The organism is Enterobacteriaceae endosymbiont of Donacia crassipes, assembly GCF_012569785.1.
In the GTDB taxonomy this organism is placed as follows: Bacteria; Pseudomonadota; Gammaproteobacteria; order Enterobacterales; family Enterobacteriaceae.
This window is the reverse complement of record NZ_CP046202.1, coordinates 5671-30013: the sequence shown is the minus strand read 5'-3', so window position 1 is coordinate 30013 and position 24343 is coordinate 5671. Positions and strand designations below refer to the sequence as shown.

At 19.7% G+C, this 24343-nt stretch carries 23 protein-coding genes, 6 tRNA genes and 1 other RNA gene; 15 read left to right on the top strand and 15 right to left on the bottom strand.

The genetic code is table 11. The features are described from left to right. Positions 1–38 precede the first annotated feature (38 nt). A complete protein-coding gene (gene dapD, locus GJT95_RS00170; RefSeq protein ID WP_169785786.1) occupies positions 39–866 on the top strand; it encodes a 2,3,4,5-tetrahydropyridine-2,6-dicarboxylate N-succinyltransferase in 828 nt (275 codons plus the stop codon). A 116-nt stretch (positions 867–982) separates the two neighbouring features. On the opposite strand, the gene GJT95_RS00165 is transcribed toward dapD, so the two are convergent. The 5 genes from GJT95_RS00165 to recA all read right to left on the bottom strand — a co-directional run bounded on the left by GJT95_RS00165 (position 983) and on the right by recA (position 5181). Then, a tRNA-Arg gene (locus GJT95_RS00165) sits at positions 983–1055 on the bottom strand. A gap of 7 nt (positions 1056–1062) precedes the next feature. Beyond that, positions 1063–1149, bottom strand: a tRNA-Ser gene (locus GJT95_RS00160). A 72-nt stretch (positions 1150–1221) separates the two neighbouring features. After that, a complete protein-coding gene (gene csrA, locus GJT95_RS00155) occupies positions 1222–1413 on the bottom strand; it encodes a carbon storage regulator CsrA (protein ID WP_168893719.1) in 192 nt (63 codons plus the stop codon). 66 nt (positions 1414–1479) lie between these two features. Continuing rightward, the gene (gene alaS, locus GJT95_RS00150; RefSeq protein WP_169785785.1) at positions 1480–4119 is read right to left on the bottom strand and encodes an alanine--tRNA ligase; all 2640 of its coding nucleotides are present in this window, start codon (positions 4117–4119) and stop codon (positions 1480–1482) included. A 63-nt stretch (positions 4120–4182) separates the two neighbouring features. Further along, complete coding sequence (gene recA / locus GJT95_RS00145; RefSeq protein WP_169785784.1) at positions 4183–5181, bottom strand: recombinase RecA; 999 nt, start codon at positions 5179–5181, stop codon at positions 4183–4185. A gap of 105 nt (positions 5182–5286) precedes the next feature. Between recA and GJT95_RS00140 the strand changes: the two genes are divergently transcribed. After that, the gene (locus GJT95_RS00140; protein WP_169785783.1) at positions 5287–5538 is read left to right on the top strand and encodes a sulfurtransferase TusA family protein; all 252 of its coding nucleotides are present in this window, start codon (positions 5287–5289) and stop codon (positions 5536–5538) included. A gap of 9 nt (positions 5539–5547) precedes the next feature. On the opposite strand, the gene rsmD is transcribed toward GJT95_RS00140, so the two are convergent. After that, positions 5548–6129: a 16S rRNA (guanine(966)-N(2))-methyltransferase RsmD gene (gene rsmD / locus GJT95_RS00135; protein ID WP_169785782.1), complete on the bottom strand. Its 582-nt coding sequence runs from the start codon at positions 6127–6129 to the stop codon at positions 5548–5550. A gap of 123 nt (positions 6130–6252) precedes the next feature. Between rsmD and ftsY the strand changes: the two genes are divergently transcribed. The 6 genes from ftsY (at position 6253) to metG (ending at position 12948) form a co-directional block, all read left to right on the top strand. Further along, complete coding sequence (gene ftsY, locus GJT95_RS00130) at positions 6253–7209, top strand: signal recognition particle-docking protein FtsY (RefSeq protein WP_169785781.1); 957 nt, start codon at positions 6253–6255, stop codon at positions 7207–7209. Between the two features lie 55 nt (positions 7210–7264). Further along, positions 7265–8146, top strand: a complete 882-nt coding sequence (gene rpoH, locus GJT95_RS00125) for an RNA polymerase sigma factor RpoH (RefSeq protein ID WP_211080545.1) — start codon at positions 7265–7267, stop codon at positions 8144–8146. A gap of 78 nt (positions 8147–8224) precedes the next feature. Beyond that, positions 8225–8743 carry a single-stranded DNA-binding protein gene (gene ssb / locus GJT95_RS00120; RefSeq protein ID WP_169785779.1) on the top strand — a complete coding sequence of 173 codons (519 nt, stop codon included), beginning with the start codon at positions 8225–8227 and terminating at the stop codon, positions 8741–8743. Positions 8744–8786: 43 nt separating this feature from the next. After that, on the top strand, positions 8787–10724 hold the full coding sequence (locus GJT95_RS00115; protein WP_169785778.1) for an exoribonuclease II: 1938 nt from the start codon (positions 8787–8789) through the stop codon (positions 10722–10724). 30 nt (positions 10725–10754) lie between these two features. Further along, complete coding sequence (locus GJT95_RS00110; RefSeq protein WP_169785777.1) at positions 10755–11276, top strand: metal-dependent hydrolase; 522 nt, start codon at positions 10755–10757, stop codon at positions 11274–11276. Positions 11277–11316: 40 nt separating this feature from the next. Continuing rightward, entirely contained in the window at positions 11317–12948 is a 1632-nt protein-coding gene (gene metG / locus GJT95_RS00105; RefSeq protein ID WP_169785776.1) for a methionine--tRNA ligase, read from the top strand. 52 nt (positions 12949–13000) lie between these two features. Here metG and alr read toward each other — a convergent pair whose 3' ends face one another. Beyond that, positions 13001–14080: an alanine racemase gene (gene alr / locus GJT95_RS00100; protein WP_169785775.1), complete on the bottom strand. Its 1080-nt coding sequence runs from the start codon at positions 14078–14080 to the stop codon at positions 13001–13003. Between the two features lie 211 nt (positions 14081–14291). Here alr and hspQ point away from each other — a divergent pair, with 211 nt between their 5' ends. Continuing rightward, positions 14292–14612, top strand: coding sequence for a heat shock protein HspQ (gene hspQ, locus GJT95_RS00095; protein WP_169785774.1), 321 nt, complete (start codon positions 14292–14294; stop codon positions 14610–14612). Positions 14613–14677: 65 nt separating this feature from the next. Here the strand turns inward: hspQ and gltX are convergent, their stop codons facing one another. Next, positions 14678–16084 carry a glutamate--tRNA ligase gene (gltX, locus tag GJT95_RS00090; protein WP_169785773.1) on the bottom strand — a complete coding sequence of 469 codons (1407 nt, stop codon included), beginning with the start codon at positions 16082–16084 and terminating at the stop codon, positions 14678–14680. Between the two features lie 143 nt (positions 16085–16227). On the opposite strand from gltX, the gene GJT95_RS00085 reads away from it, so the two are divergent. Next, positions 16228–16300 (top strand) — tRNA-Val (locus tag GJT95_RS00085). A gap of 37 nt (positions 16301–16337) precedes the next feature. Continuing rightward, positions 16338–16410: transfer RNA gene (locus tag GJT95_RS00080), tRNA-Lys, on the top strand. A gap of 861 nt (positions 16411–17271) precedes the next feature. On the opposite strand, the gene GJT95_RS00075 is transcribed toward GJT95_RS00080, so the two are convergent. Next, positions 17272–17345, bottom strand: a tRNA-Arg gene (locus GJT95_RS00075). Positions 17346–17438: 93 nt separating this feature from the next. On the opposite strand from GJT95_RS00075, the gene folD reads away from it, so the two are divergent. Continuing rightward, entirely contained in the window at positions 17439–18287 is an 849-nt protein-coding gene (gene folD / locus GJT95_RS00070) for a bifunctional methylenetetrahydrofolate dehydrogenase/methenyltetrahydrofolate cyclohydrolase FolD (protein ID WP_169785772.1), read from the top strand. Between the two features lie 23 nt (positions 18288–18310). On the opposite strand, the gene rnpB is transcribed toward folD, so the two are convergent. Together rnpB and rsmI are read right to left on the bottom strand one after the other, a co-directional pair. Then, an RNA gene (gene rnpB, locus GJT95_RS00065) (RNase P RNA component class A) lies at positions 18311–18667 on the bottom strand. 32 nt (positions 18668–18699) lie between these two features. After that, the gene (rsmI, locus tag GJT95_RS00060) at positions 18700–19566 is read right to left on the bottom strand and encodes a 16S rRNA (cytidine(1402)-2'-O)-methyltransferase (RefSeq protein WP_169785771.1); all 867 of its coding nucleotides are present in this window, start codon (positions 19564–19566) and stop codon (positions 18700–18702) included. Positions 19567–19653: 87 nt separating this feature from the next. Here rsmI and GJT95_RS00055 point away from each other — a divergent pair. Both GJT95_RS00055 and GJT95_RS00050 read left to right on the top strand, forming a co-directional pair. Then, positions 19654–19738 (top strand) — tRNA-Ser (locus tag GJT95_RS00055). Positions 19739–19764: 26 nt separating this feature from the next. Continuing rightward, a complete protein-coding gene (locus GJT95_RS00050) occupies positions 19765–20064 on the top strand; it encodes a TusE/DsrC/DsvC family sulfur relay protein (protein WP_169785770.1) in 300 nt (99 codons plus the stop codon). 110 nt (positions 20065–20174) lie between these two features. Here the strand turns inward: GJT95_RS00050 and mreD are convergent, their stop codons facing one another. Genes mreD through GJT95_RS00035 form a run of 3 tightly spaced genes read right to left on the bottom strand, consistent with a single transcriptional unit; the run spans position 20175 to position 22533 of the window. Continuing rightward, the gene (mreD, locus tag GJT95_RS02305; protein ID WP_169785769.1) at positions 20175–20636 is read right to left on the bottom strand and encodes a rod shape-determining protein MreD; all 462 of its coding nucleotides are present in this window, start codon (positions 20634–20636) and stop codon (positions 20175–20177) included. Between the two features lie 3 nt (positions 20637–20639). Next, positions 20640–21461: a rod shape-determining protein MreC gene (gene mreC, locus GJT95_RS00040; RefSeq protein WP_169785768.1), complete on the bottom strand. Its 822-nt coding sequence runs from the start codon at positions 21459–21461 to the stop codon at positions 20640–20642. A gap of 25 nt (positions 21462–21486) precedes the next feature. Beyond that, positions 21487–22533, bottom strand: a complete 1047-nt coding sequence (locus tag GJT95_RS00035) for a rod shape-determining protein (RefSeq protein WP_169785767.1) — start codon at positions 22531–22533, stop codon at positions 21487–21489. A 198-nt stretch (positions 22534–22731) separates the two neighbouring features. On the opposite strand from GJT95_RS00035, the gene aroQ reads away from it, so the two are divergent. After that, entirely contained in the window at positions 22732–23187 is a 456-nt protein-coding gene (gene aroQ, locus GJT95_RS00030) for a type II 3-dehydroquinate dehydratase (RefSeq protein ID WP_169785766.1), read from the top strand. A gap of 32 nt (positions 23188–23219) precedes the next feature. On the opposite strand, the gene murB is transcribed toward aroQ, so the two are convergent. Continuing rightward, entirely contained in the window at positions 23220–24248 is a 1029-nt protein-coding gene (murB, locus tag GJT95_RS00025; RefSeq protein WP_169785765.1) for a UDP-N-acetylmuramate dehydrogenase, read from the bottom strand. Positions 24249–24343 lie beyond the last annotated feature (95 nt).

Below are 24343 nucleotides of genomic sequence, written 5' to 3'. Positions count from 1 at the left end.
CAATAATATTTTAATAAAATTTACAATAATTTAATTATATGAAAAACTTAAAAAATATTATAGAAGATTATTTTATTAATTATAAAAAAAATGATAATTTTTTATATAAAAAAGAAGTTATTAATAATATTAATACAGTAATTAAATTTTTAGATAAAGGTATAATTAGAGTAGCTGAAAATATTAAAGGACAATGGATAATTAATAAATGGATAAAAAAAGCTATATTATTGTATTTTAAAATCAGTAAAAATTTTTTATTAAAAGGATCATATAATAATTTTTACGACAAAATACCTTTAAAATTTAATTATAATAGTCAAAAAAATCATTTTGAAGATATAAAATGTCGAGTTGTACCTCCTACTGTTGTAAGATATGGTTCTTTTATTTCTAAAAATGCAATTTTAATGCCATCTTTTATTAATATAGGTGCTTTTATTGGTAAAAAAACTATGATAGATACTTGGTCTACAATAGGATCTTGTGCTCAAATAGGAAATAATGTTCATATCTCTGGTGGAGTAGGTATTGGCGGTGTTTTGGAACCTATACAATCCAAACCTACTATTATAGAAAATAATTGTTTTATAGGAGCTAGATCTGAAATAGTAGAAGGAGTCCTTGTAAAAGAAGGATCAGTAATTTCAATGGGAGTATATATTGGACAAAGTACTAAAATTTATGACAGAGAAAATGGATTGATTCACTATGGTATAGTACCTAGTTATTCAGTTGTTGTTCCAGGTACTTTACCGTCTAATAATGGAAAATACAATTTATATTGTGCAATAATAGTAAAAAAAGTAGATAAAAAAACTTTGAGTAAAGTTGAAATAAATGATATTTTACGTAATTCTCTATAAATAAAAATAAATAAAATAGATAAAATAAATAAAATATAAATTTTAAACTTTGCAAAATTAATAATATTTTTTTTCAAAAAAGTTCTAATTATTATTTGAATAAAATAAGTTTTAACTGCATCCGGGAGGATTTGAACCCCCGACCACTCGGTTCGTAGCCGAGTACTCTATCCACTGAGTTACGGATGCTTTTCCCCGGTGAGAGAGAGATTCGAACCCTCGATGTAGCATACTACATACACCCTTAGCAGGGGTGCGCCTTAAACCACTCGGCCATCTCACCATTATATATAAATGTATATTATATCTAATAGACAAATTTTGTCAAATTTTTTTTATGAAAAAAATAATAAAATTATTTTATTAAATTTGTTTGTTGATTTTTTTCTGCTTGTATACGTTGATATATTTCTTCACGATGAACAGCAATTTCTCTAGGAGCATTAACACCTATTCGAACCTGATTTCCTTTTATTCCCAATACTGTTACCATAACTTCATCACCAATCATAAGTGTTTCGCCTATTCGACGAGTAAGAATTAACATTCTTTTCTCCTTAAAAGAAATAAAATATAAAATATGTATTATTATATTATAATTTTATTTAAATTATTAACTTAATTTATTTATTTTATTTAAAATACATGTTCTTATCTTAGATAAGATAAAATAATATTGTTCTATATTAAGATTAATATTACCTTGAACTATATTAGCACATCCATTGATATTACAAACATTTTTATCTAAATTTCTTTTCATAATATCTAAAACATTTATTTTATTATTAATATTTTTTGTAATTTTAATTATAAAAAATATTTTTTTTTCCCATTTAGTAGATAAAATTATTATAACTTTACTTAATTTTTTTAGTATTTTTTTTAAAATAAAATTAAAAAATATTGGATTAAAATTATATATTTTACTAATGATTATATTTACATTATTTAATAAAATATTATTTTTCAATAAAATATTTTCTTCTTTTAAAAAAAAATATTGTTGTAATTCTTTAAAATTTTGTTTTAATAAATAATTTTTTTTTTTATTTAATAAAATATTTTGTATTAAATATTCTTCATTTGTATTAAATAAATTAGAAATATATTTAATATTTTTATTTTGTTTTTGTATATATTCTAATGCTATATTATGTGTAATTGCATGTATACGTTTTATACCATTAGCAATATTTAAAAATTTAGTAATGATAAAAAAACCAATTTTACCGGTATTTTCAACATGTGTGCCACCACATAATTCTTGTGAAATATTTTTAATATTTACAATTCTTATAAGAGAAGAATATTTATTTTTAAATAATGCTATTATATTTTTTGTATTTTTTATTTCTTCTTTTTTTTTTATATATATTTTTATAGGTATATTTTTAAAAATATAACCATTAATTTTTTTTTCAATATATAAAATGTCGTCTAATTTTAAAGAATTATTTAATATGAAATCAAATCTTAAATATTTATTAGTTATTAACGATCCTTTTTGTTGTACATATGTACCAAATTTTTTACGTAATATAGTATGTAATAAATGTGTTGCAGAATGATTTCTACTAATCATCATACGATTTAATATATCTATTTTAGAATATAAATAATCATTTTTTTTAAATGAACCTAAAATCATTTTTCCTATATGAATAATTATATTTCCTTGTATTTTTGTATCATATACTTGAAAAATATTTTTTTTATCTTTTTCTAAATATCCTATATCCCCTTTTTGGCCACCTGATTCTCCATAAAAGGGTGTGATATCTAGTATTATTTCTCCTTGATCTCCTAAGTTAATTTGATTTTGAGTAATTTTATTTACATAAATGTCAATTATCTTACTATAAGTTATAAAATTTGTATATCCATCAAATTTAGAAATATTATTCTTATAATAAATATTATTTTTATCATTAAAAAAGTTATTTTTTTTTGATTTTTGACGTTGAATTTCCATATATTTAATAAATTCTTTTTTATTTATATTAATATTTTTATTTATACATATATTTTGAATTAAATCTGGAGATAATCCAAAAGTATCATATAAATAAAACATTTGTTTTCCTGTTAAATAATTATTATTAGATTTTTTAAGTTCTTTATCTAATAATAAAATCCCTGAATGTATAATTTGATTAAATTTTTTTTCTTCATTTTTAATAATATTTATAATTAAATCAGATTTTTTATTTAAAAATATTTTTTCATTATCACTTATATATTTAATAAAAATTTTTACTAATTGATAAAAAAATGGTTCTTTTTTACCTAAAATTTTTCCATGATTTATAGCTCTTCTAATAATTTTTCTTAAAACATATCCTCTTTTTTCATTATTAGGAACAATACCTTCTGCTATTAAATAAATAGTAGATCTAATATGATCTGCTATAACTTTTAAAGAATTATGTTCTAAATCTTGTACTTTAATTATATTAGCTATTTCTTGAATAATTTTTTTAAAAAAATATATTTTATAATTTGAATCAACTCCTTCTAAAATACTAGTAATACGTTCTAATCCCATACCAGTATCTACTGATTTTATTATTAAAGGAATTAATTTTCCATTTAATGTTTTGTTAAATTGTATAAAAACAATATTCCATATTTCAATAAAACGATTACCTGAATTATTTTTAATATTTCCTTGTAAATGATCACCTAAATCATAAAAAATTTCAGTAGATGGACCACAAGGGCCAGTTTCAGACATTTGCCAGAAATTATCAGAATTATATTTTTGATTATTTTTGTCTTCTATTAAAATTAAGTTTTTTTTAGATATACCAATAATTTTATTCCAAATATTATAAGTTTCAATATCTTTATAATATACAGTAATAAATATTTTTTTTTGTTCTAAATTAAACCATTTGGAATCGGTTAATAATTCCCATGCATAAAAAATAGCTTTTTTTTTAAAATAATCTCCAAAACTAAAATTACCTAACATTTCAAAAAATGTATGATGTCTGTTTGTAAAACCTACATTTTGAAAATCATTATGTTTACCTCCAATACGTATACATTTTTGTACTGTAACAATTCTAGAATAAGGAGATTTTTTATATCCTAAAAAATATTCTTTAAATTGATTCATACCTGCATTTGTAAATAATAATGATGAATCATTGTAAGGTATTAATGAACTTTCTTTAATTATTTTATGTTGTTTTTTATTAAAAAATTCTAAAAAAATTTTACGAATTTCTTCAATTTTATTATCCATGTTATAAATTAACCTTAAATTTTTTTTAAAACATTATTTATAAAACTTAAATATATACTTATATTATTTTTTTTTAAAAAAAATTTTTTTTAATTTTTCTTCTATTTCTGTTGATTGTTTTTTATTCTTTTTAAGAAAATTTACAGCATTCATTTTTCCTTGACCAATTTTTTCATTGTGGTAACTATACCATGAACCACATTTTTCAATTATTTTTTCTTTTACTCCTAAATCTAATAATTCACCGTAAATATTAATTCCTTCACCATAAATAATTTGAAATTCGGCTATTTTAAAAGGTACAGCAACTTTATTTTTAACAACTTTTACTCTAGTTTCACTACCAATTATATTATCTCCAATTTTAACATTACCTATTTTACGAATATCTAATCTAACAGAAGCATAAAATTTTAAAGCATTTCCTCCAGTTGTTACTTCAGGATTACCAAATAAAACACCAATTTTCATTCTTATTTGATTAATAAAAATTAATAATGTATTCGTTTGTTTTAAATTACTTGCTAATTTTCTCATAGCTTGACTCATCATTCTTGCTGCTAAACCTATATGTGAATCTCCTATTTCTCCTTCTATTTCAGCTTTTGGAGTTAAAGCAGCAACTGAATCTACTATGATAACATCTATAATACCTGATTTAGCTAATGAATCACATAATTCTAATGCTTGTTCTCCTGTATCTGGTTGAGAACATAATAATTTATTAATATCAACATTTAATTTTTTAGCATAGAAAGCATCTAATGCATGTTCCGCATCAATAAAAGCACAAATTTTTTGTAGTTTTTGAGCTTCTGCAATAATTTGCAATGTTAAAGTGGTTTTACCAGAAGATTCAGGCCCATATATTTCTACGATTCTACCTATTGGTAATCCTCCAATACCTAAAGCTCTATCTAAAGATAGAGATCCTGTAGATATAGATTCTATATCCATAGTTCTATTATCTCCTAATCTCATAATAGAACCTTTACCAAATTGGTTTTCTATTTGTGTAATAGCATTTTCAAGAGCTATTTGTTTTTTTTTTTCTAAATTCATAATATATACCTTATTTAATAATAAATATAATTATAAATTTTATAAAAAAATTATTTATTATATTAAAATAATTTATAATAATTTATTATTAATAATATAAACAAAATGTTTAAAAAAGAAAATTTTTATAAAAATGTAAATTATGTTTTAGATATAAGAGAATTACAATGTCCAAATACAATTATAATGATAAAAAAAAAATTAATCCAAATAAAAAAAAAAGAAACTTTAATCATCATTACTAATGATATATTTGTTAATATAGATATAAAAAATTTTTGTTATTTTATGAAATTTAATATTATTAAAAAAAAAATAGATAAAATACCATATTATTTTTTAATACAAAAAATATAATAATTCTTTTTAAAAGAAAGCTATTTTATATAATAAATATGTTACAATACCAAATTTATTTTGTCGATATTTAATCCATTTTTTAGATAAAAATAATTTATTACTTTTAGTTTTATACTGAATAAAAACTTTTGTATTATTTTTTAACCAATTATTATTTTCTAATAACATACATGTTTTTTCTAATAAAATATTTTTTTGACAAAATGGAGGATCAATAAAAATTAAATCATATTGTATATTAGATTTTTTTGATAATACTTTTAAAGTATTATCAAAAATTAAAGAAATATTATTTTCTGTTAAAAAATAAATATTTTTTTTTAATTGTTGAAATATTTTTTTATTATTTTCTATTAAAGTAGCTGAATAAATATTTTTTCTAGAAATAGCTTCAAAACTTAAAATACCAGTTCCTGCATAACAATCTAAACAATTTAGATAAGTATCATTCATAATCCAATTAAATAAATTTTCACGTATAAAATTCATTGTAGGTTTTAATATTTTATTATTTATTACTTTTATTTTTTTATTTTTCCATTTTCCTGCAATAATACTAATTTTATTAAGATATTTTTTTTTTTTCATAATTTATATAAAAAAATTTAAAAGATTAATTACTTTAAATTTTTATTTTATTATATTATTATGTTAATGTAATTGATTAAATTTATTATTTAATAATAAACATCTTATATATTTTATAGAAAAATGATAAATAAACAAAATTTTAATATAAAAAAGAAACATGGTTTTTTTAATTATTTAAAAAAAAATTTAATTAGAACTACTAAAAACATCAGTCAAGAAATTATTAATCTTTTTAAAAAAAAAAATATTATTGATAAAGAATTATTTAATAAATTAAAAGAAACATTAATAATTGCTGATATAGATATACATACCACAAATAAAATTTGTAACTTAACAAAAAAATATGCACAAAAAAATAAAATTCAAGACTCTTTTAAATTGTATGATTATCTAAAAATAGAAATGTTAAAAATATTACTTCCAGTAGAAGTTCCTTTAATAATTAAAAATAAAAAAAAACCTTTTATAATATTAATTATAGGTGTAAATGGTGCAGGGAAAACTACAACAATAGGAAAACTTGCATATTATTTTTATAAACAAAACAAATCTGTACTTTTAGCTTCTAGTGATACTTTTAGGGCAGGTGCTTATGAACAATTATCTACTTGGAGTAAAAGAAGTCATAGTATTTTATTAGAAAATTATAAAAAAAAAGATAGCTCAGCTATTATTTTTGATGCAATTTCTTATTCTAAAAAAAAACAAATTGATATTTTAATTGCAGATACATCTGGAAGATTACATAATAATATAATGTTAATGGAAGAATTAAAAAAAATTACACGTGTAATAAAAAAAAATAATAATATGTGTATTGATGAAGTTATGTTAATTTTAGATGCTAATATTGGACAAAATTCTATTAATCAACTTAAAATATTTCACGATAATATAGGAATAACAGGAATTACAATAACTAAAATTGATGGAACCGCAAAAGGTGGTGTAATTTTTTCTTTAGCAAATAAATTTAACATTCCAATAAGATATCTATGTTCTGGTGAAAAAATCACTGATTTAAATTTATTTAATGCAAAAAATTTTATAAACGCTATTTTTATAAATAATTAATTATTCTTTTAAATTAGTTTAAACTATGCTGATAATATTTATTTTGGAGAATTTAATGTATAAAAATGTATTTACCTCTAATTTAAGAACATCTAATATCCTTATAGGAACATTGGATTCTTATATTTATAATACTAATAATTATCCAATTTTAACCTCTAAAGAGGAAAAAGAATTGTCTAAAAAATTATACTATAAAGGCGATTTGGAAGCTGCTAAAAAATTAATTTTATCACATTTAAGATTTGTTGTGCACGTAGCTAAATATTATTCTGGATATGGTTTGCAACAAGCAGATCTTATTCAAGAAGGTAATATAGGATTAATGAAAGCTGTACGTAAATTTAATCCAGAAATTGGTGTGCGTTTAGTATCATTTGCTATCCATTGGATTAAAGCAGAAATACACGAATATGTTTTACGTAATTGGCGTATAGTTAAAGTAGCAACTACAAAAGCGCAAAGAAAATTATTTTTTAATTTACGTAAAGCAAAACAAAAATTAGGTTGGTTTAATCAAGATGAAATCAAAATAGTAGCTAAAAAACTAGGAGTTTCAATTAAAGATGTTTGTGAAATGGAAACACGTATGTCAGCACAAGATATGAATGATAATCTTAATATTAAAGATAATTTTAAAAATAAAAATATAAATACAAATATCTTTTTAAAAGATCATAATTCTAATTTTGCTAATATGATTGAAAAAAATAATTGGAATAAATTTCTTTCAAATAAATTATATAAAGCACTTTCAAAATTGGATTATCGTAGTCGTAACATTATTAATCTTAGATGGTTAAATAAAAAAAAAAAAAAAATCACATTACAAGAATTAGCAATATATTATGGTATATCAGCAGAACGTATAAGACAATTAGAGAAAAACGCAATGAAAAAATTACGTTGCATTATTGAAAATTTATTTCCAATATAATTTATATTTTTCTTATTAAATTTATGTAATAATAGAATGAGATTATAGATAATCTTTTTTTATAAAAGGATAAAAGAAGTGGCTGGGAAAAGAGGTATAAATAAAGTTATTATAGTAGGTTTTTTAGGTAAAAATCCTGAAATACGTTATATGCCTAATGGAAATCCTGTTGTTAACATTATAGTTGCAACTTCAGATAATTGGAAAGATAAAAATACAGGAGAAAATAAAGAAAAAACCGAATGGCATAGAATAGTAATATTTGGAAAATTAGCAGAAATTTCTAATGAGTATTTAAAAAAAGGATCTCAGGTATATATTGAAGGATCTTTACAAACAAGAAAATGGAAAAATCAAAATGGACAAGATAACTATATAACTGAAATTATTGTAAGTATAGGAGGTACTATGCAAATATTAAACAATTTACGTAATCATGATAATATTACTTTAAATAAAGAAAAAAAATTAATAAAAGATAAAAATATTTGGAATAAAAAATTGAATAAACCTAATTTAGTAGAAAATAATAATAACGAATTATCTATTAATAAAAATGAAAACATTCTTGATTTTGAAGATGATATCCCTTTTTAATTTAAAATATTTTTAATTATATTAAAAAATTTAAATTTTATTTATGCTTTATAATAATATATTACTTTTACAATTAAAAAAAAAATTTACAAAAAATTTACCTTCTATTAAAGGTTATGTTAAAATTTTAAATAAAAAATTAGGAATTTTAGAAACAAATAAAAATGATATATATCATATTTCTGAAATTCATTTAAAATATGTAATGGAAGGAGATTATATTGTAGCTGAAAATGATATTCATAATTTAATTAAAGTTATACCAATAAAATTAATAAAATCTAATATTAATATTTTTAAAGGAATAATAAAAAAAAAAAATAATATTATCTATATAATTCCAGAAAAAAAAATTTTATGTAGAAATATTATTCAATGTTCTATAAAAAAATTTCCAAAAAATTTAAAAAATGATGATAAAGTAGTAGCTAAAATTATTAAACATCCTTTAAATGGGGAAAAAGATATTTTTATAGCTGAAATAACAGATATTCTAACTATAGATAATAAATATTTATTACCATGGTGGAATATATTATTAAAATATAATCTTTCTATTGATTCTCCAAGTAATTCTTTATGTGAAAAAATTAAATTTTTAGAAGAAAATATATATAGAAAAGATTTAACTAAATTATGTTTTATTACAATAGATAATAAAGATACCAAAGATATAGATGATGCATTATATATAAAAGAAATATCTGAAAAAAAATTATTGATTTATGTAGCTATAGCAGATCCTACTTCCTATATTAAAACAAATAGTCTAATAAATCAAATAGCTTCGCAAAGAATGTTTACTAATTATTTACCTGGATTAACAATTTCTTTATTACCAAAAATTTTATCAGAAAATTTATGTTCTTTAAATTTTCAAAAAAAAAGACCAGCCTTAATTTGTAAAATGATTATTGATAAAAATGGATTTTTATCTAATAAAATAATTTTTTTTACAGGATGGATAAAATCAAATGCAAAATTAAATTATAATGATGTTTCAAATTGGATAGAAAAAAAAGGAAATTGGAAACCAAATAATGCTAAAATAAAAGACCAAATACTTTTTCTATATAAATTTTATTTATATCGTGAAAAATGGAATATTAAAAATATTACAAATTTTTATAATATTGATTATAAGTTTGTTTTTGGAGAAAAAAGGACTATACTAGATATAGTAATTGAAAAAAAAAGAATAGCTCATAAAATGATTGAAGCTGTTATGATTACAGCTAATATGTGTGCATCTGATTTTTTATATAAAAATTCAAGTTTTGGAATATATAATATTTATTATGGTTTTAATATAAATAAACTTCATAAAATAATAAAATTACTGAAAAAATATAATATTGAATGTAATGAATCATATTTAATGACATTAGAAGGATATAAAAATATTTTTCGTAAATTAAAAAATTTAAAATTATCATTTATTTTAAATAGAATAAAGAAGTATCAATTAATTTCTTTATTTAATATAAAACCTGGTCCTCATTTTGCTTTAGGCGTAAAAAGATATGCAACATGGACCTCTCCTATACGTAAATTTGGAGATTTAATTAATCATCGATTAATTAAATCAATTATTTATAAAAAAAAATTTTTAATAGAAAAATCCTTAAATAATATTCATATTGAAATGAATCAAAAACGTTTTTTAAATAAACAAGCAAAAAAAGATATATCAAATTTTTTATATTTTCAATATTTTAAAAATATATCAATACATAATAGAATTTTTATTTCTGAAATTATTGATATATCTTTTTATGGTATAAAAGTAAGATTAATTAAAAATGGAGCGTATGCATTTGTTCCTAAAAAATTTTTATGTAATAATATAGATAATATTGATATTGATCAAGAAAAAGGAATTATTTTTAACAAAAAAAAATTTTTATATAAAGTTACTGATAAAATTAAAGTAATTATAAAAAAAATTAGTATTAATAGTATTATAGTTAAAATAATTTAATTTTTGTAATTTATTTAAAATAAGGTTTATATGACAATTAAAGGACATATAATATTTGCTATATCTAGTAGTATTTTAATACAACATTTTATTTTTTCTAATATGATGTATCATGATGATTGGTGGCGTATTATTCCTGCTTCTATTGTTACTTGTTTATTGCCGGATATTGATCATCCTAAATCTTTTTTAGGACGTAAAGTAAAGATTATATCATATCTTTTTAATAAATTATTTGGACATAGAGGATTTACACATAGTTTATTATCTATATTAATATTTGGATATATGGTTTTTTTTATTAATATAAACTTAATGCATATTTTTGATATGAAATTAGGTTTACTTATAGGGTATTGCAGTCATATTATAGCAGATATATTAACTCCATTAGGAGTTTCATTATTTTGGCCATATAAAAAAAAAATTAAGTTACCTCTTATTACAAATAAATTTATTAATGAAGATATTTTTTGTTATTTATATTTAATATTTTCTATATATTTATTGTATCCTGTTTGTAATAATATTATAATAAAATTTTTCAATTGAAATAATTAATACTTTATATTAAATATATATAAAAAATATTATGTTTTTAAAAAAAAAAAAAATGTTAGTTACATGTGCATTACCATATGCTAATGGTAGTATTCATTTAGGTCACTTATTAGAACAAATACAAGCAGATATTTGGGTTAGATATAATCGTATGTGTGGTCATGAAGTATATTTCATTTGTGCTGATGATGCTCATGGAACACCTATTATGTTAAAAGCTAAACAGTTAAATGTTAGACCAGAAAAAATAATTAATAAAATATATATCGAACATGTTTTAGATTTAAAAAAATTTCATATTCATTATGATAATTATCATACTACAAATAGCGTTGAAAATTTTTTTTTTGTTAAATTAATTTTTAATCTTTTAAAAAAACAAAATTTTATAAAAAAAAAAATTATTAAACAATTATATGATTATAAATATAATCTTTTTTTACCTGACAGGTTTATAAAAGGAACTTGTTCTAGTTGTAAATCTATTAATCAATATGGCGATCATTGTGAAAATTGTGGAACAACTTATTCTTCTGTTAATTTGATTAATCCGATTTCTATTCTATCTAAAAAAAAACCTATATTATGTAATTCTGAACATTATTTTTTTGATTTACCTCAGTTTAATGATTTTTTAAAAAATTGGGTTAATTCTAATGTATTAGATCATGTTATTAAAAATAAAATTAAAGAATGGTTTTGTTTAGGATTAAAACAATGGGATATTACTAGAGATGGACCATATTTTGGTTTTAAAATACCTAAAACTATTAATAAATATTTTTATGTTTGGTTAGACGCGCCTATAGGATATATAAGTACTTTTAAAAATTTATGTGATAAAAATACAAAATTAAATTTTTATCAATGGTGGAGTAAAAATGCTAATACAGAATTATACCATTTTATTGGAAAAGATATAATTTATTTTCATTGTTTATTTTGGCCTGCTATATTAGAAGGTATAAATTTTAGAAAACCTACTAAGGTATTTGTTCATGGCCATATAACATTGAATGGATATAAAATGTCTAAATCTAGAGGAAATTTTATTACTGCCAGAAAATGGTTAAAATTTTTAGATTCTGATAGTTTACGTTATTATTATGCTTCTAAATTATCATCTAATATTAATGATATTGATTTAAATATTAATGATTTTACATTTAAAATTAATGGAGATATTGTTAATAAAATTGTTAATTTAGCTTCAAGAAATGCATATTTTATTAATAATTATTTTGATAATAATTTATCTAAAAATATTAATCTTGTATTATATTTAAAATTTATTAAAAAATCTGAAATAATTCATAATTATTTTTTTACACGTAAATATAGTCATGTTATTAAACAAATTATAATTTTATCAGATATAGCTAATTCTTATATTGATAAATATAAACCTTGGTTATTAATAAAAGATAGTTTAAAAAAAAAAAAAGTTCAAAATGTTTGTTCAATGGGAATAAATATGTTTCGTGTAATTATGGTTTATTTAAAACCAATTATGCCTATTTTATCTAAAAAAACTGAATTATTTTTAAATCATAAATTATGTTTTAATAATATTAAATATCCTTTAATTAATCAAAAAATTAATAAATTTAAACCATTATTCACTAGAATAAATATAAAAAATATAAAAAAAATAATAACATAAAAATGTAAATATATATTTTTTATATTTATATTTTTTTAATTATAAATTAAATTTATTTTAAAATTCTAGGTACTCTTTTTGATAAGGAACACATTAATTCATATCCAATAGTATTTGCTGATTTGGCTACATCATCTATTTTGATATTATCACCCCATAATTCTACTGAGTTTCCTATTTGAGCTGTTGGAATATTTAGTAAATCTATAGCTATCATATCCATAGATATGTCACCTAATATTTTAGCTTTAATACCTTTAACTGAAACAAATGTTTCATTATTTATATTTCTAGGATAACCATCTGCATAACCACATGCTATAATTCCAATTTTACGTTTTTTATTTGAATAATATTTACAATTATAACCTATAATTTGTCCTGGATATATTTTTTGTATAGATATAATTTTACTTTTTAGTGTCATTACTGGTTTAATCTTTTTTTTAGCAATATCTTCCCATATTCCAGTTGGTGAAGCTCCATATAAAATAATTCCAGTTCTTACCCAATCATAATGAGTATCTTTATGCCATAAAATAGCAGCAGAATTAGCAAATGAACATGGAAAATTATAATAATTATTAATATGTTTTTTTATATTATTTATTTGTTTTTTTATAAAATTAGAGTTTATTGTTGTATCTGAAAAATGAGTCATTAAACTAATTTTAGAAAAATTAATATTATTTTTAATAATATATATTATTTTTAGAATTTTTTTTGTAGGGAATCCTAATCTATTCATACCACTATTTATTTTAATATATATATTAATAGGATATTGTGATTTATATTTAATTAATGTTTTTAATTGCCAATTACTATGTAAAGTAATAGTTAAATAATATTTATAAATTAAATATAATTCTTTTTTATCAAAAAAACCTTCTAATAAAAGAATTGGTTTATTACAACCATTTTTTCTTAAAATTATAGCTTCATCTAATGTTAAGACAGCAAAACCATCACTATTAGAATTAATAAATGGATATATATTTTTAATACCATGTCCATAAGCATCTGATTTTAAAACAGACCAAACTTTAGATTTAAATGCGATGTTTTTAATAATTTTTAAATTATTTTTTAATGCAGCAGTATTAATAATTGCTGAAATTGGTCTAACCATATATAATTTTTTTTTAAAAAAAAATTTTAATATTTTATATTTTATATAAAAATTATTTTAATATTATTTAATATAATATATGTTATATTAAAAATAAAAAAATTCAATAAAATATAAAATTTTATATATTTAATTTTTAATATTTAATTTATAAAAAATTTATTATATAATTAATATTAAAACTCTAATATATCTTAGAAAGGATCTTATAATGATTACCAGTAAATTTGGTATTGGTCAACAAGTAAGACATAAATTATTAGGTTTTTTAGGAGTTATAGTTGATGTTGATCCTGAATATTCTTTACGTGATCCTAAAATTGATGAAGTTGCAGAAAGTATAACATTACGTAATAAACCATGGTATCATGTAGTAATGGAAGATGATGCAGGACAACCTATACATACATATCTAGCAGAAGTGCAATTATCAGGAGAACCTTTAGAAAATGAACATTTAGATAATTCATCATTAGATGAATTATCTGCTTCAATTAAAAAACAATTAATAACACCTAGATTAAGAAACTAATATAAGTAAAATTATTTTTTATATATTTATATTATTATTGATGATTAAAAAATAAGTTTTATAATTCATGAATTATTGAATTTAATAAAACTTATTGCATTTTTAATATGATATATAATTTTTTTCTTACCCATTAAATATAAAATATTATTAATAGGAGGAGTGTTTTCAATTCCAGTTATAGCTAGGCGTATAGTCATTGCTATTTCTTTAAAATTTACATTTAATTTAGATAATATTTTTTTTAAAACGTAATCTATATTTTTTGTAGACCATATTTTTATATGATTAATATTTTTTAAAAATAAATATAAAATTATTTTTGTATTATTGTTTAAATATTTTTTAATTACTAATTTTTTATTATAAGTTGGATTTTTATAAAAAATTATACATAAATTACTTATTTCATTTAATGTATTACATCTATTATAAAATATTTTATATAAATCTTTTAATTTAGGTCCATTATTAATGTCTATATTTTTTTTATTAAAAAAATTTTTTAAATAATTAAGCATATCTTTTTCTGATAATTTGTTTAAATAATATTTATTTAACCAATTTAATTTTTTTATAGTAAAAATACTAGAAGATTTATTTAAATTTTTTAAATTAAATAATTTTTTCATTTCTTCTAATGAAAAAATTTCTTTATTATTATAAGACCAACCTAAACGTAAAATATAATTTAATACTGCATGAGGTAAATAACCATTTTCTTTATATTTTATAATATTAAAATTATTGTCTCTTTTAGAAATTTTTTTACCTAATGTATCTGTAATTACAGACACATGAGTATAAGAAGGAATTAATGCTTTAATAGCATTAATAATATGTATTTGTTTTGGAGTATTATTGATATGTTCTTCACCTCTAATTACATGAGTAATTTTCATATCCCAATCATCTATTACTACACAAAAATTATATGTAGGAATGCCGTTTGAACGTCTAATTATAAAATCTTCTAATATATTATTCTGAAATGTAATTTTTCCTCTAATAGTATCTATAAATGTAATATGTTTATTTTTTGAAATATGTAATTTTACTGTATAAGGTTTATTACTACTAATAGTATTTTTAATATTTCGACATTTACAATTTCTAATATTATTTTTAATAATATTTTGTTGAAATTGATTTTGTTCTAATTTTTTTTTAGAACAATAACATTTATATGCATTACCATTATTTAACATGATATTAATCATATGATTATATCTATCTAATCTTTGACTTTGTAAGTATGGACCTTCATCCCAATCAATTTTTAACCATTTTAATGTTTCAATAATATTTTTAATAAAAATATCTTTTGATCTTTTAAGATCAGTATTTTCAATACGTAATATAAATTTACCATTATTTTTTCTAGCAAATAACCATGAATACAAAGCAGTGCGAATATTACCTATATGTAAATAACCAGTAGGACTAGGTGCAAATCTAGTGACAATTTTCATAATATATAAAATTTTTAATTTTGGGCTTATATTATAATATATATATACTATAGTATAGTAATTATATATTTTTATTTTAAAATTTCTAATAAAAATATTGACATTTAAGTAGTAAAAATAATAGCATATAAGTATTATCTTTTGGGTGATTAGCTCAGTAGGTAGAGTATCTCCCTTACAAGGAGGAGGTCGGCGGTTCAAATCCGTCATCACCCATAATAAATGAATATATAAAAATTTATAAGATAAATTTGGGTCGTTAGCTCAGTTGGTAGAGCAGTTGACTTTTAATCAATTGGTCACAGGTTCAAATCCTGTACGACCCAAAATAAAATATATTTATTGATATTGAATTTAAATATTTTTTGTATTGTTTATTAAAAATAATATACATATTTATTTACATTTTTAATGTATAATATATTATGTATTATTGTTTTAATTATCTATAAGTAGATGTAATTTATTTTTATAATAATAATAAAAAATTTTATCTGTACATAAAAAATAAATATAAAAAAAAATATGATATTATCATATTTTTTTATACTAAATTAATACATATAACTTTAAAATTTTAATAATTATAAAAAATATAATTATTTAAAAAGATTAATTCTATAATATTAGACAGAAAATTATTTTATTATTAGAAAATATTTTTTACTAATGATATTTTTATTTTTTATATAATTATATAATTATTTATATTGGAATTTGCAAATTTAATTATGTATTTAGTAATTATAAAGATAATAATTATAAATTATTTAAAATTATTAATAAAGGAATATACAAAATATAATTTATAATTATTTATAATAAAAAAGTTTTTAAATATTTTAATATATTAATTAAAATTATTCTTTTGTAAAATTTTAAATAATTTAAAAATAAGAGTAATTAGAGTAATTAATATTTTATTAAAATAAAATTTAAATAATTAGTATTTTTACTAAACATTAATAGATTTTTCATTTCAAAATTTATTAAATTTAAAAGTTAATTTAATTATTTATTTATAATAATTGTATAAATATATATTCTGATATAATTTTAAAGTTCGTTATTATCTAATTATAAATTTTATTAATTATAAAATAATAAAAAATATTTGAAAATACATTAATTTCTAGTTTATTAACTTCTAATAAGTATTAAAAAAAACTTTATATTTATTAAAATTTTGCGCTCTACAGGATTTGAACCTGTGACAAATAGCTTAGAAGGCTATTGCTCTATCCAACTGAGCTAAGAGCGCAAAAATATTATAAATAATAATATCATTATTATGATATATATTCAAATTAATTAAATTATTTTATTTATTATTTTTTATAATGAGTTATATCAAATGAATGCTAAAATTATTAATGGACATGTTATTGCTGAAAAAATATATATTAACATATATAAAAAAATGAAAAATATTTTATTATCTAGAAAGAGGAAACCTGGATTAGGAGTAATATTAATAGGAAATAATTCAGCATCTAAAATTTATGTAAAAAATAAACTTAAAATCTGTAAAAAATTAGGATTTTTTTATGATATTTATGATTTATCAAATAAAACTAATGAATATGAAATAATAAAAATAATTAATTTTTTAAATAAAAATAAATATATCGATGGTATTTTAATACAATTACCATTACCTAAACAAATTAATTTTATAAAAATAATAGAAACAATAGATTTTAAAAAAGATGTAGATGGTTTTCATCCTTATAATATTGGTCGTTTATGTCAAAGAGCTCCATTATTACGTCCTTGTACTTCTTTAGGAATATTACAATTATTAAAGTATTATAAAATTAATACTTATGGATTAAATACTGTAATTGTAGGTGCTTCTAATATAGTAGGTCGTCCTATGGCTATGGAATTATTATTAGCTGGATGTACTATTACAATTACACATCGTTTTACAAAAAATTTACGATATTATATAGAATATGCAGATTTACTAATAGTAGCTATTGGAAAACCTAATTTTATACCAGGTAATTGGATAAAATTAGGTGCTATTGTAATAGATATTGGAATTAATAGAATTAATAACAATAAAATTGTAGGTGATGTTCATTTTGAACAAGCTAAAAAAAGAGCTTCTTATATTACCCCGGTACCTGGAGGAATAGGACCTATTACTGTAGCTACTTTAATGAAAAATATTTTATATGCTTATGAAAAAGCATAATTTTATATACAAAATTATGTTAATTATAAAGTTATTTTTTAAGCCGGATTCTGTCTTGGAACAGTCATTTATCTAGAATAATAATCACTTATTATTTCAAGCAGCTTACCCAAGTTTATAGTACGGGTTATACAAACTTATATTTAGCCTTGCTCCTGGTGGAGTTTACATTGACATATATTATTACTAATATACCGGTATGCTTTTACCATGCCTTTTCACCCTTACCATATTTTATCTTTTATATTATTATGGCGGTATTTTTTCTGTTGCACTATTCGTAAGTTTACACTTCCCAGTAATTATCTGGCACCATACCCTATGGAGTCCGGACTTTCCTCTTTTATTTTTAATAAAAGCGACTGTTTTTTATTAACTTTAAAATTAATATATTATCATATAATAATATTATTTAATATTTATTTTTTATATAAAATTTATATAAAAAATTTCTTTTAATAGAATATATATTTGCAGTAATATTTATTGATTTTTTTAATGATAATTCTTTATTTAAATCTAATAATGTTTTAATTACTTTAGGAGATAATTCTAAATTTGTTTTAGGTAATTTTTTATATCCACTAATAATTAAAATAATTTCTCCTTTTATTTTATTTAAATCTAATTTAATCCATTTAATTAAATTAGATACATTATTTCCATGTATATTTTCCCATTTTTTTGTTAATTCTTTAGCAATAACTATATATCTATTTTTTCCTAAAATATTTTTTATATCATATAAACATTTTAATAATCTATGAGTCGATTCATAAATAATTATAGTTCTATATTCTAATTTTAATTCTTGTAATCTTTTAATTCTTTTATTTTTTTTATAGGATAAAAATCCTTCATAACAAAATCTATTTGTTGGTAAACCTGATACAGATAAAGCTGATATAGCTGAACATGGTCCTGGAATTGGTATAATTTTTATATTAATATATTTTTTACGACATAATTTTATAATTCTATATCCAGGATCATTAATTAATGGAGTTCCTGAATCTGATACCAATGCTGTATTATATCCTTTTTTAATTTTTTCTAAAAAATTTTTTGCTTTTTGTTTTTCATTATATTCATGATAAGAATATAATTTTTTTTTAATATTAAAATGTTTTAATAATAATCCTGTTTTTCTAGTATCTTCTGCTAAAATAAAATTTACTTTATTTAAAGTAATTAATGCTCGTTTACTAATATCATCATAGTTACCTATTGGTGTTGCGACTACGTATAAATTACCTGATTTAATATTATTATTTTTCATATATTACTAATTAATTAAATATTAACTTTAATTTTTTTATTAAATGTAATATTATACATATAATAATAAGTTTTTTATATAAAAATTGGAGGAATGGCCGAGTGGTTGAAGGCACCGGTCTTGAAAACCGGAAATAGGAAACTATTCGAGAGTTCGAATCTCTCTTCCTCTAATAATATTAATTATTAATATAATACAATGAGTTTATATATAAAAAAAAATAATAATATTTTATGGAATACTAAAATAGCTATTAATGTAGCTAATTTAGAAAAAATTAAATTGAATAATGATCATTGGAAAGTAATATACGTATTACGTAGTTTATATTTTAAATATAATATACATCCAAATATACGAATACTTATTAATGAACTTAAAAAAAAATATAAAAATATAGAATGGAATAGTGTTATCTTATTTGATTTATTTCCTAATGGAGTAATAAAACAAGCTTCTAAAATATCTGGACTTCCACAAAGTAATATTTGTTTATAAAGAATAAATAGATAAAAAAAATAATACTTATAAAAAAATAAAACATTATTATTAATATATATTAAATTAATAATGTCTTGTTTTTTTATAAAAATAAATAATTTTTATGCTTATTTGTAATAGATTTTTTTGAAGTAAAAATAAATAATTACCCATATAAAACTATTTAAAATACTTTGTAACAGTAATTTTACGTAATTATAATTAATACTATTTATATTATATACAATAAAATTAATTAAAAATAAAATACAAGTTATAAATAAAAACTTATATATTAAATTTAGATTTATAATTATTTTTCGCTTATATAATAAAAAATAAGTTATTATACATAGTAATAAACTATGTACTCCTAAAATATAATTTGTAAAAAAATCTATTATTAATCCAACAAAAAAACTAGTAATAATATTAATGTTATATGGATGATATAATATCCAATAAATTAAAATTAATATTAACCATTGTATATGTAAAATAATATTACTATTTTTAGTAAAAAAAATTTGTAAAAATAATGATATCATAAATGTTGTATAAATAAATAATTTAAAAAAATAATTTTTCATGTTTTATTGAGAATTTATTAATAATAATACATATTTTATTTGTTTTATTTGTAAAAATGGTTTTACATAAACTATATTAAAGTTTTTTTCTTTATCAAAAACTATATTATTTATTGTACCTACAGGATATCCTTGAGGATATTGTTCATCTAAACCAGATGTAACTAATATATCTCCTTTTTTAATTATTGTATCAGTAGATATATATTCAGATTTTAAAAATTTTGTACATCCATTCCCATTTATTATAAATGTAGTATTACTATTTTGTATTTGTACTGGTAAAGAAAAATTTTTATTACAAATTAATAAAACTTGGCTATTTGTTTTTCTACTGGATATTACTTGACCTACTACACCTTGTTCATTAAGTACTATTGTACCTGGAGAAATATTATCTTTTGATCCTTTATCAATAAAAATTTCATTTTTACATCTAGGTAAAATAATTGGTATTTTTTTTGCTAAAATACTAATTTTTTCTTTTAAAAGAGGTAATTTTAAAATATGTTTTAATGTATTATTTTCTTGTTTAATTTCTTTTAAATCATATAATTGTATATTTTGTTGTAAAATTTTATTAAATAAATATTTATTATTTTTTTGTATAATATTATTTTTGAAAAAAAAATTTGATATATTTTCATATATAGAAAATGGTTTATTTAAAATAAAATATATAGGACTTATAATATGATTAGTATCATATCTTATTTTTACAAAAAAACTAGAATACATATCAATAACTATGATAATAGTTGATATGATAATAAAAATTATTGTTTTTAATTTACAAATTGGTCTTTTATTAAAAATTAATTTCATAAATATATTATCTTAAAATTATAATTTATTCTTCACTAAATAAATCACCTACATGTGTATCAATCATTTCTAATGCTTCTCCTCCACCTCTTGCTACACAAGTTAGTGGATCTTCAGCAATAGAAACTGAAATACCTGTTTCTTCTATTAATAATTTATCAAAATTTTTTAATAATGCCCCACCTCCTGTTAATATCATTCCTCTTTCAGCAATATCAGCTGCTAATTCTGGAGGACATTTTTCTAACGCAATCATTATAGCACTTACTATCCCAGTTAATGGTTCTTGTAGTGCTTCTAAAATTTCATTAGAATTTAATGTAAAACTTCTTGGTACTCCTTCAGCTAAATTTCTTCCTCTTACCTCTATTTCTAATATTTCTTCATTATTATTATAAGCAGATCCTATTTTGTGTTTAATTTTTTCAGCAGTTACTTCTCCAATTAAAGAACCATAGTTACGTCGTACATGGTTAATAATAGATTCATCAAATTTATCTCCTCCTATTCTTACAGAAGAAGAATATACTATCCCATTAAGAGATATAACTGCAACTTCAGTAGTCCCCCCCCCTATATCAATAACCATAGATCCTGTAGCTTCTGAAACTGGCAAACCAGCACCAATCGCAGCAGCCATCGGCTCTTCTATTAAAAAAACTTCTCTTGCTCCAGCACCTTGAGTAGATTCACGAATAGCTCTTCTTTCAACTTGAGTTGCTCCTACAGGAACACATACCAATACTCTTGGACTGGGTCTCATAAAATTATTACTATGAACTTGTTTAATGAAATGTTGTAACATTTTTTCAGTAATAAAAAAATCTGCTATAACACCGTCTTTCATAGGTCTAATAGCTGTAATATTACCTGGAGTTCTTCCTAACATTTGTTTTGCATTATATCCAACAGCAGCTACCCTTTTAGGGAATCCTGCTTTATCTTGTCTTATAGCTACAACAGAAGGTTCATTTAAAACAATACCTTTACCTTTTACATAAATTAAGGTGTTTGCTGTTCCTAAATCTATAGATAAATCATTAGAAAACATTCCCCGAAATTTTTTTAACATAATAAAAAAATCCAATTTTATATTTTATATTTATTTTAATTAAATTAAATCTACCGTAATTATATAATAACATTTTATTTATAAAAAATATATTATTTATTATAAATAAAAAAAAATTAAAAACTAATTTACATTATCTCTAAAAATAGATTAAAATTATAAATTAAATAAATTTTTTTTACAAAAAATATAAATGATATGGAAAAAAACAAATATCATATTTTAATTTTAAATGGTCCTAATTTAAATCTTTTAGGTATTAGAGAACCAAATAAATATGGTAATGAATCTTTGCAAGATATTATTCAAATTTTATTAACAAAAATTAACAAAAAAAATTGCAAATTAAGTCATTTTCAATCTAATGCAGAATATAAATTAATAGATTATTTAATAACATATAAAAATCGAATTGATTATATTATTTTTAATCCTGCTGCTTTTACACATACTAGTATTGCTTTACGTGATACTTTGTTGGCAATTAATATCCCTTTTATAGAAATACATATTACTAATATATATAAAAGAGAAATTTTTCGAAAAAAATCTTTTTTTTCAGATATTTCGAATGGAGTTATATCAGGATTAGGTTCATATGGATATATTTTAGCATTAAAAGTTATTATTAAAAGATTAAAAATAAGTATTTAATTTAAAAATAGATTTAATTAATAATTATTTTATTATTTAAAATAAATTAAAGGATTTATTTCTCCATAATTGTCTATAATTCTTATTTCAGGTACTAACCAAATATTAAATTTTTTTCCGACAGTATTATATATTTTGATTGCAAAATTTAGTATATCCATACCTGAAGAATTATTAAATTTATTTAAAATTATTAATGACTGTTTAGAATAAACTGTTACTCCTTTATAAAGATATTTTTTAAAATGACATTGGTTAATTAACCATCCTGCAGATAATTTAATACAGTTATCTTTCAAAGTATAGGGCATATTAGGAAATGTTTGTAATAATTTTAATCCTTTTTGTAAAGATATATAAGGATTTTTAAAAAAACTACCTGCATTACCATAAATTTTAGGATTAGGAATTTTTTTTTTTCTTATATTACAAATATAATTAAAAATTTTTTGAGGAGTAATATTAAAAATTTTTAAATGTTTTAAACAATAATATTTTAAATTTGGAACCCATTTTTTAGGTAAAAATAAACCAACAGAAATGATAATGTATTTTTTATAATTTTTATGTTTAAAAATACTATCTCTGTATTTAAATTGACAATCTTGATTATTAAATCTTTTAATTTTTTTATTTATAGGATCAATAACATCAACATATTTGCAAAAATCTTTTATACTAGAACCATAAGCTCCAATATTTTGAATTGGAGCTGAACCTACACAACCAGGTATAAGTGCTAAATTTTCTAAACCATAAATTTTATTTTTTATTGTAAATTTAACTAATTTATGCCAATTTTCTCCAGAATTTACATGTAAATTCCAATATTTTTTAGATTCTTTAATATATATACCTTTAATTCTATTAATAATAACTAATCCATAAAAATTATTTAAAAATAAAACGTTACTTCCTTCTCCTAATACTAAACAAGGATAATATTTTTTTTTATATTTTGTCCATAATTGACAAAGTTTTTGTAAATCTTTAATTATAGATATTTTATATGCGTTAACTTGTAAATTAAAAGTATTTAATATTTTTAATGAATTATTCATATACAACAATATAAACTTTTTAACTTATCCTGGTATTTACCTACTCTCACATGAGGAGACCTCACACTACCATTGGCACTACAATGTTTCACTTC

Bases quoted from the DNA above. Each gene is read 5' to 3' on its own strand.
- rsmI (WP_169785771.1), bottom strand. From the start codon at position 19,566: ATGAAAAATAATAATATTAAATCAGGTAATTTATACGTAGTCGCAACA.
- GJT95_RS00140 (WP_169785783.1), top strand. From the start codon at position 5,287: ATGTTTAAAAAAGAAAATTTTTATAAAAATGTAAATTATGTTTTAGAT.
- alr (WP_169785775.1), bottom strand. From the start codon at position 14,080: ATGGTTAGACCAATTTCAGCAATTATTAATACTGCTGCATTAAAAAAT.
- folD (WP_169785772.1), top strand. From the start codon at position 17,439: ATGAATGCTAAAATTATTAATGGACATGTTATTGCTGAAAAAATATAT.
- GJT95_RS00035 (WP_169785767.1), bottom strand. From the start codon at position 22,533: ATGTTAAAAAAATTTCGGGGAATGTTTTCTAATGATTTATCTATAGAT.
- recA (WP_169785784.1), bottom strand. From the start codon at position 5,181: ATGAATTTAGAAAAAAAAAAACAAATAGCTCTTGAAAATGCTATTACA.
- alaS (WP_169785785.1), bottom strand. From the start codon at position 4,119: ATGGATAATAAAATTGAAGAAATTCGTAAAATTTTTTTAGAATTTTTT.
- rsmD (WP_169785782.1), bottom strand. From the start codon at position 6,129: ATGAAAAAAAAAAAATATCTTAATAAAATTAGTATTATTGCAGGAAAA.
- aroQ (WP_169785766.1), top strand. From the start codon at position 22,732: ATGGAAAAAAACAAATATCATATTTTAATTTTAAATGGTCCTAATTTA.
- rpoH (WP_211080545.1), top strand. From the start codon at position 7,265: ATGTATAAAAATGTATTTACCTCTAATTTAAGAACATCTAATATCCTT.
- hspQ (WP_169785774.1), top strand. From the start codon at position 14,292: ATGATTACCAGTAAATTTGGTATTGGTCAACAAGTAAGACATAAATTA.
- metG (WP_169785776.1), top strand. From the start codon at position 11,317: ATGTTTTTAAAAAAAAAAAAAATGTTAGTTACATGTGCATTACCATAT.
- gltX (WP_169785773.1), bottom strand. From the start codon at position 16,084: ATGAAAATTGTCACTAGATTTGCACCTAGTCCTACTGGTTATTTACAT.
- mreC (WP_169785768.1), bottom strand. From the start codon at position 21,461: ATGAAATTAATTTTTAATAAAAGACCAATTTGTAAATTAAAAACAATA.
- murB (WP_169785765.1), bottom strand. From the start codon at position 24,248: ATGAATAATTCATTAAAAATATTAAATACTTTTAATTTACAAGTTAAC.
- GJT95_RS00115 (WP_169785778.1), top strand. From the start codon at position 8,787: ATGCTTTATAATAATATATTACTTTTACAATTAAAAAAAAAATTTACA.
- ftsY (WP_169785781.1), top strand. From the start codon at position 6,253: ATGATAAATAAACAAAATTTTAATATAAAAAAGAAACATGGTTTTTTT.
- mreD (WP_169785769.1), bottom strand. From the start codon at position 20,636: ATGAAAAATTATTTTTTTAAATTATTTATTTATACAACATTTATGATA.
- GJT95_RS00050 (WP_169785770.1), top strand. From the start codon at position 19,765: ATGAGTTTATATATAAAAAAAAATAATAATATTTTATGGAATACTAAA.
- dapD (WP_169785786.1), top strand. From the start codon at position 39: ATGAAAAACTTAAAAAATATTATAGAAGATTATTTTATTAATTATAAA.
- GJT95_RS00110 (WP_169785777.1), top strand. From the start codon at position 10,755: ATGACAATTAAAGGACATATAATATTTGCTATATCTAGTAGTATTTTA.
- csrA (WP_168893719.1), bottom strand. From the start codon at position 1,413: ATGTTAATTCTTACTCGTCGAATAGGCGAAACACTTATGATTGGTGAT.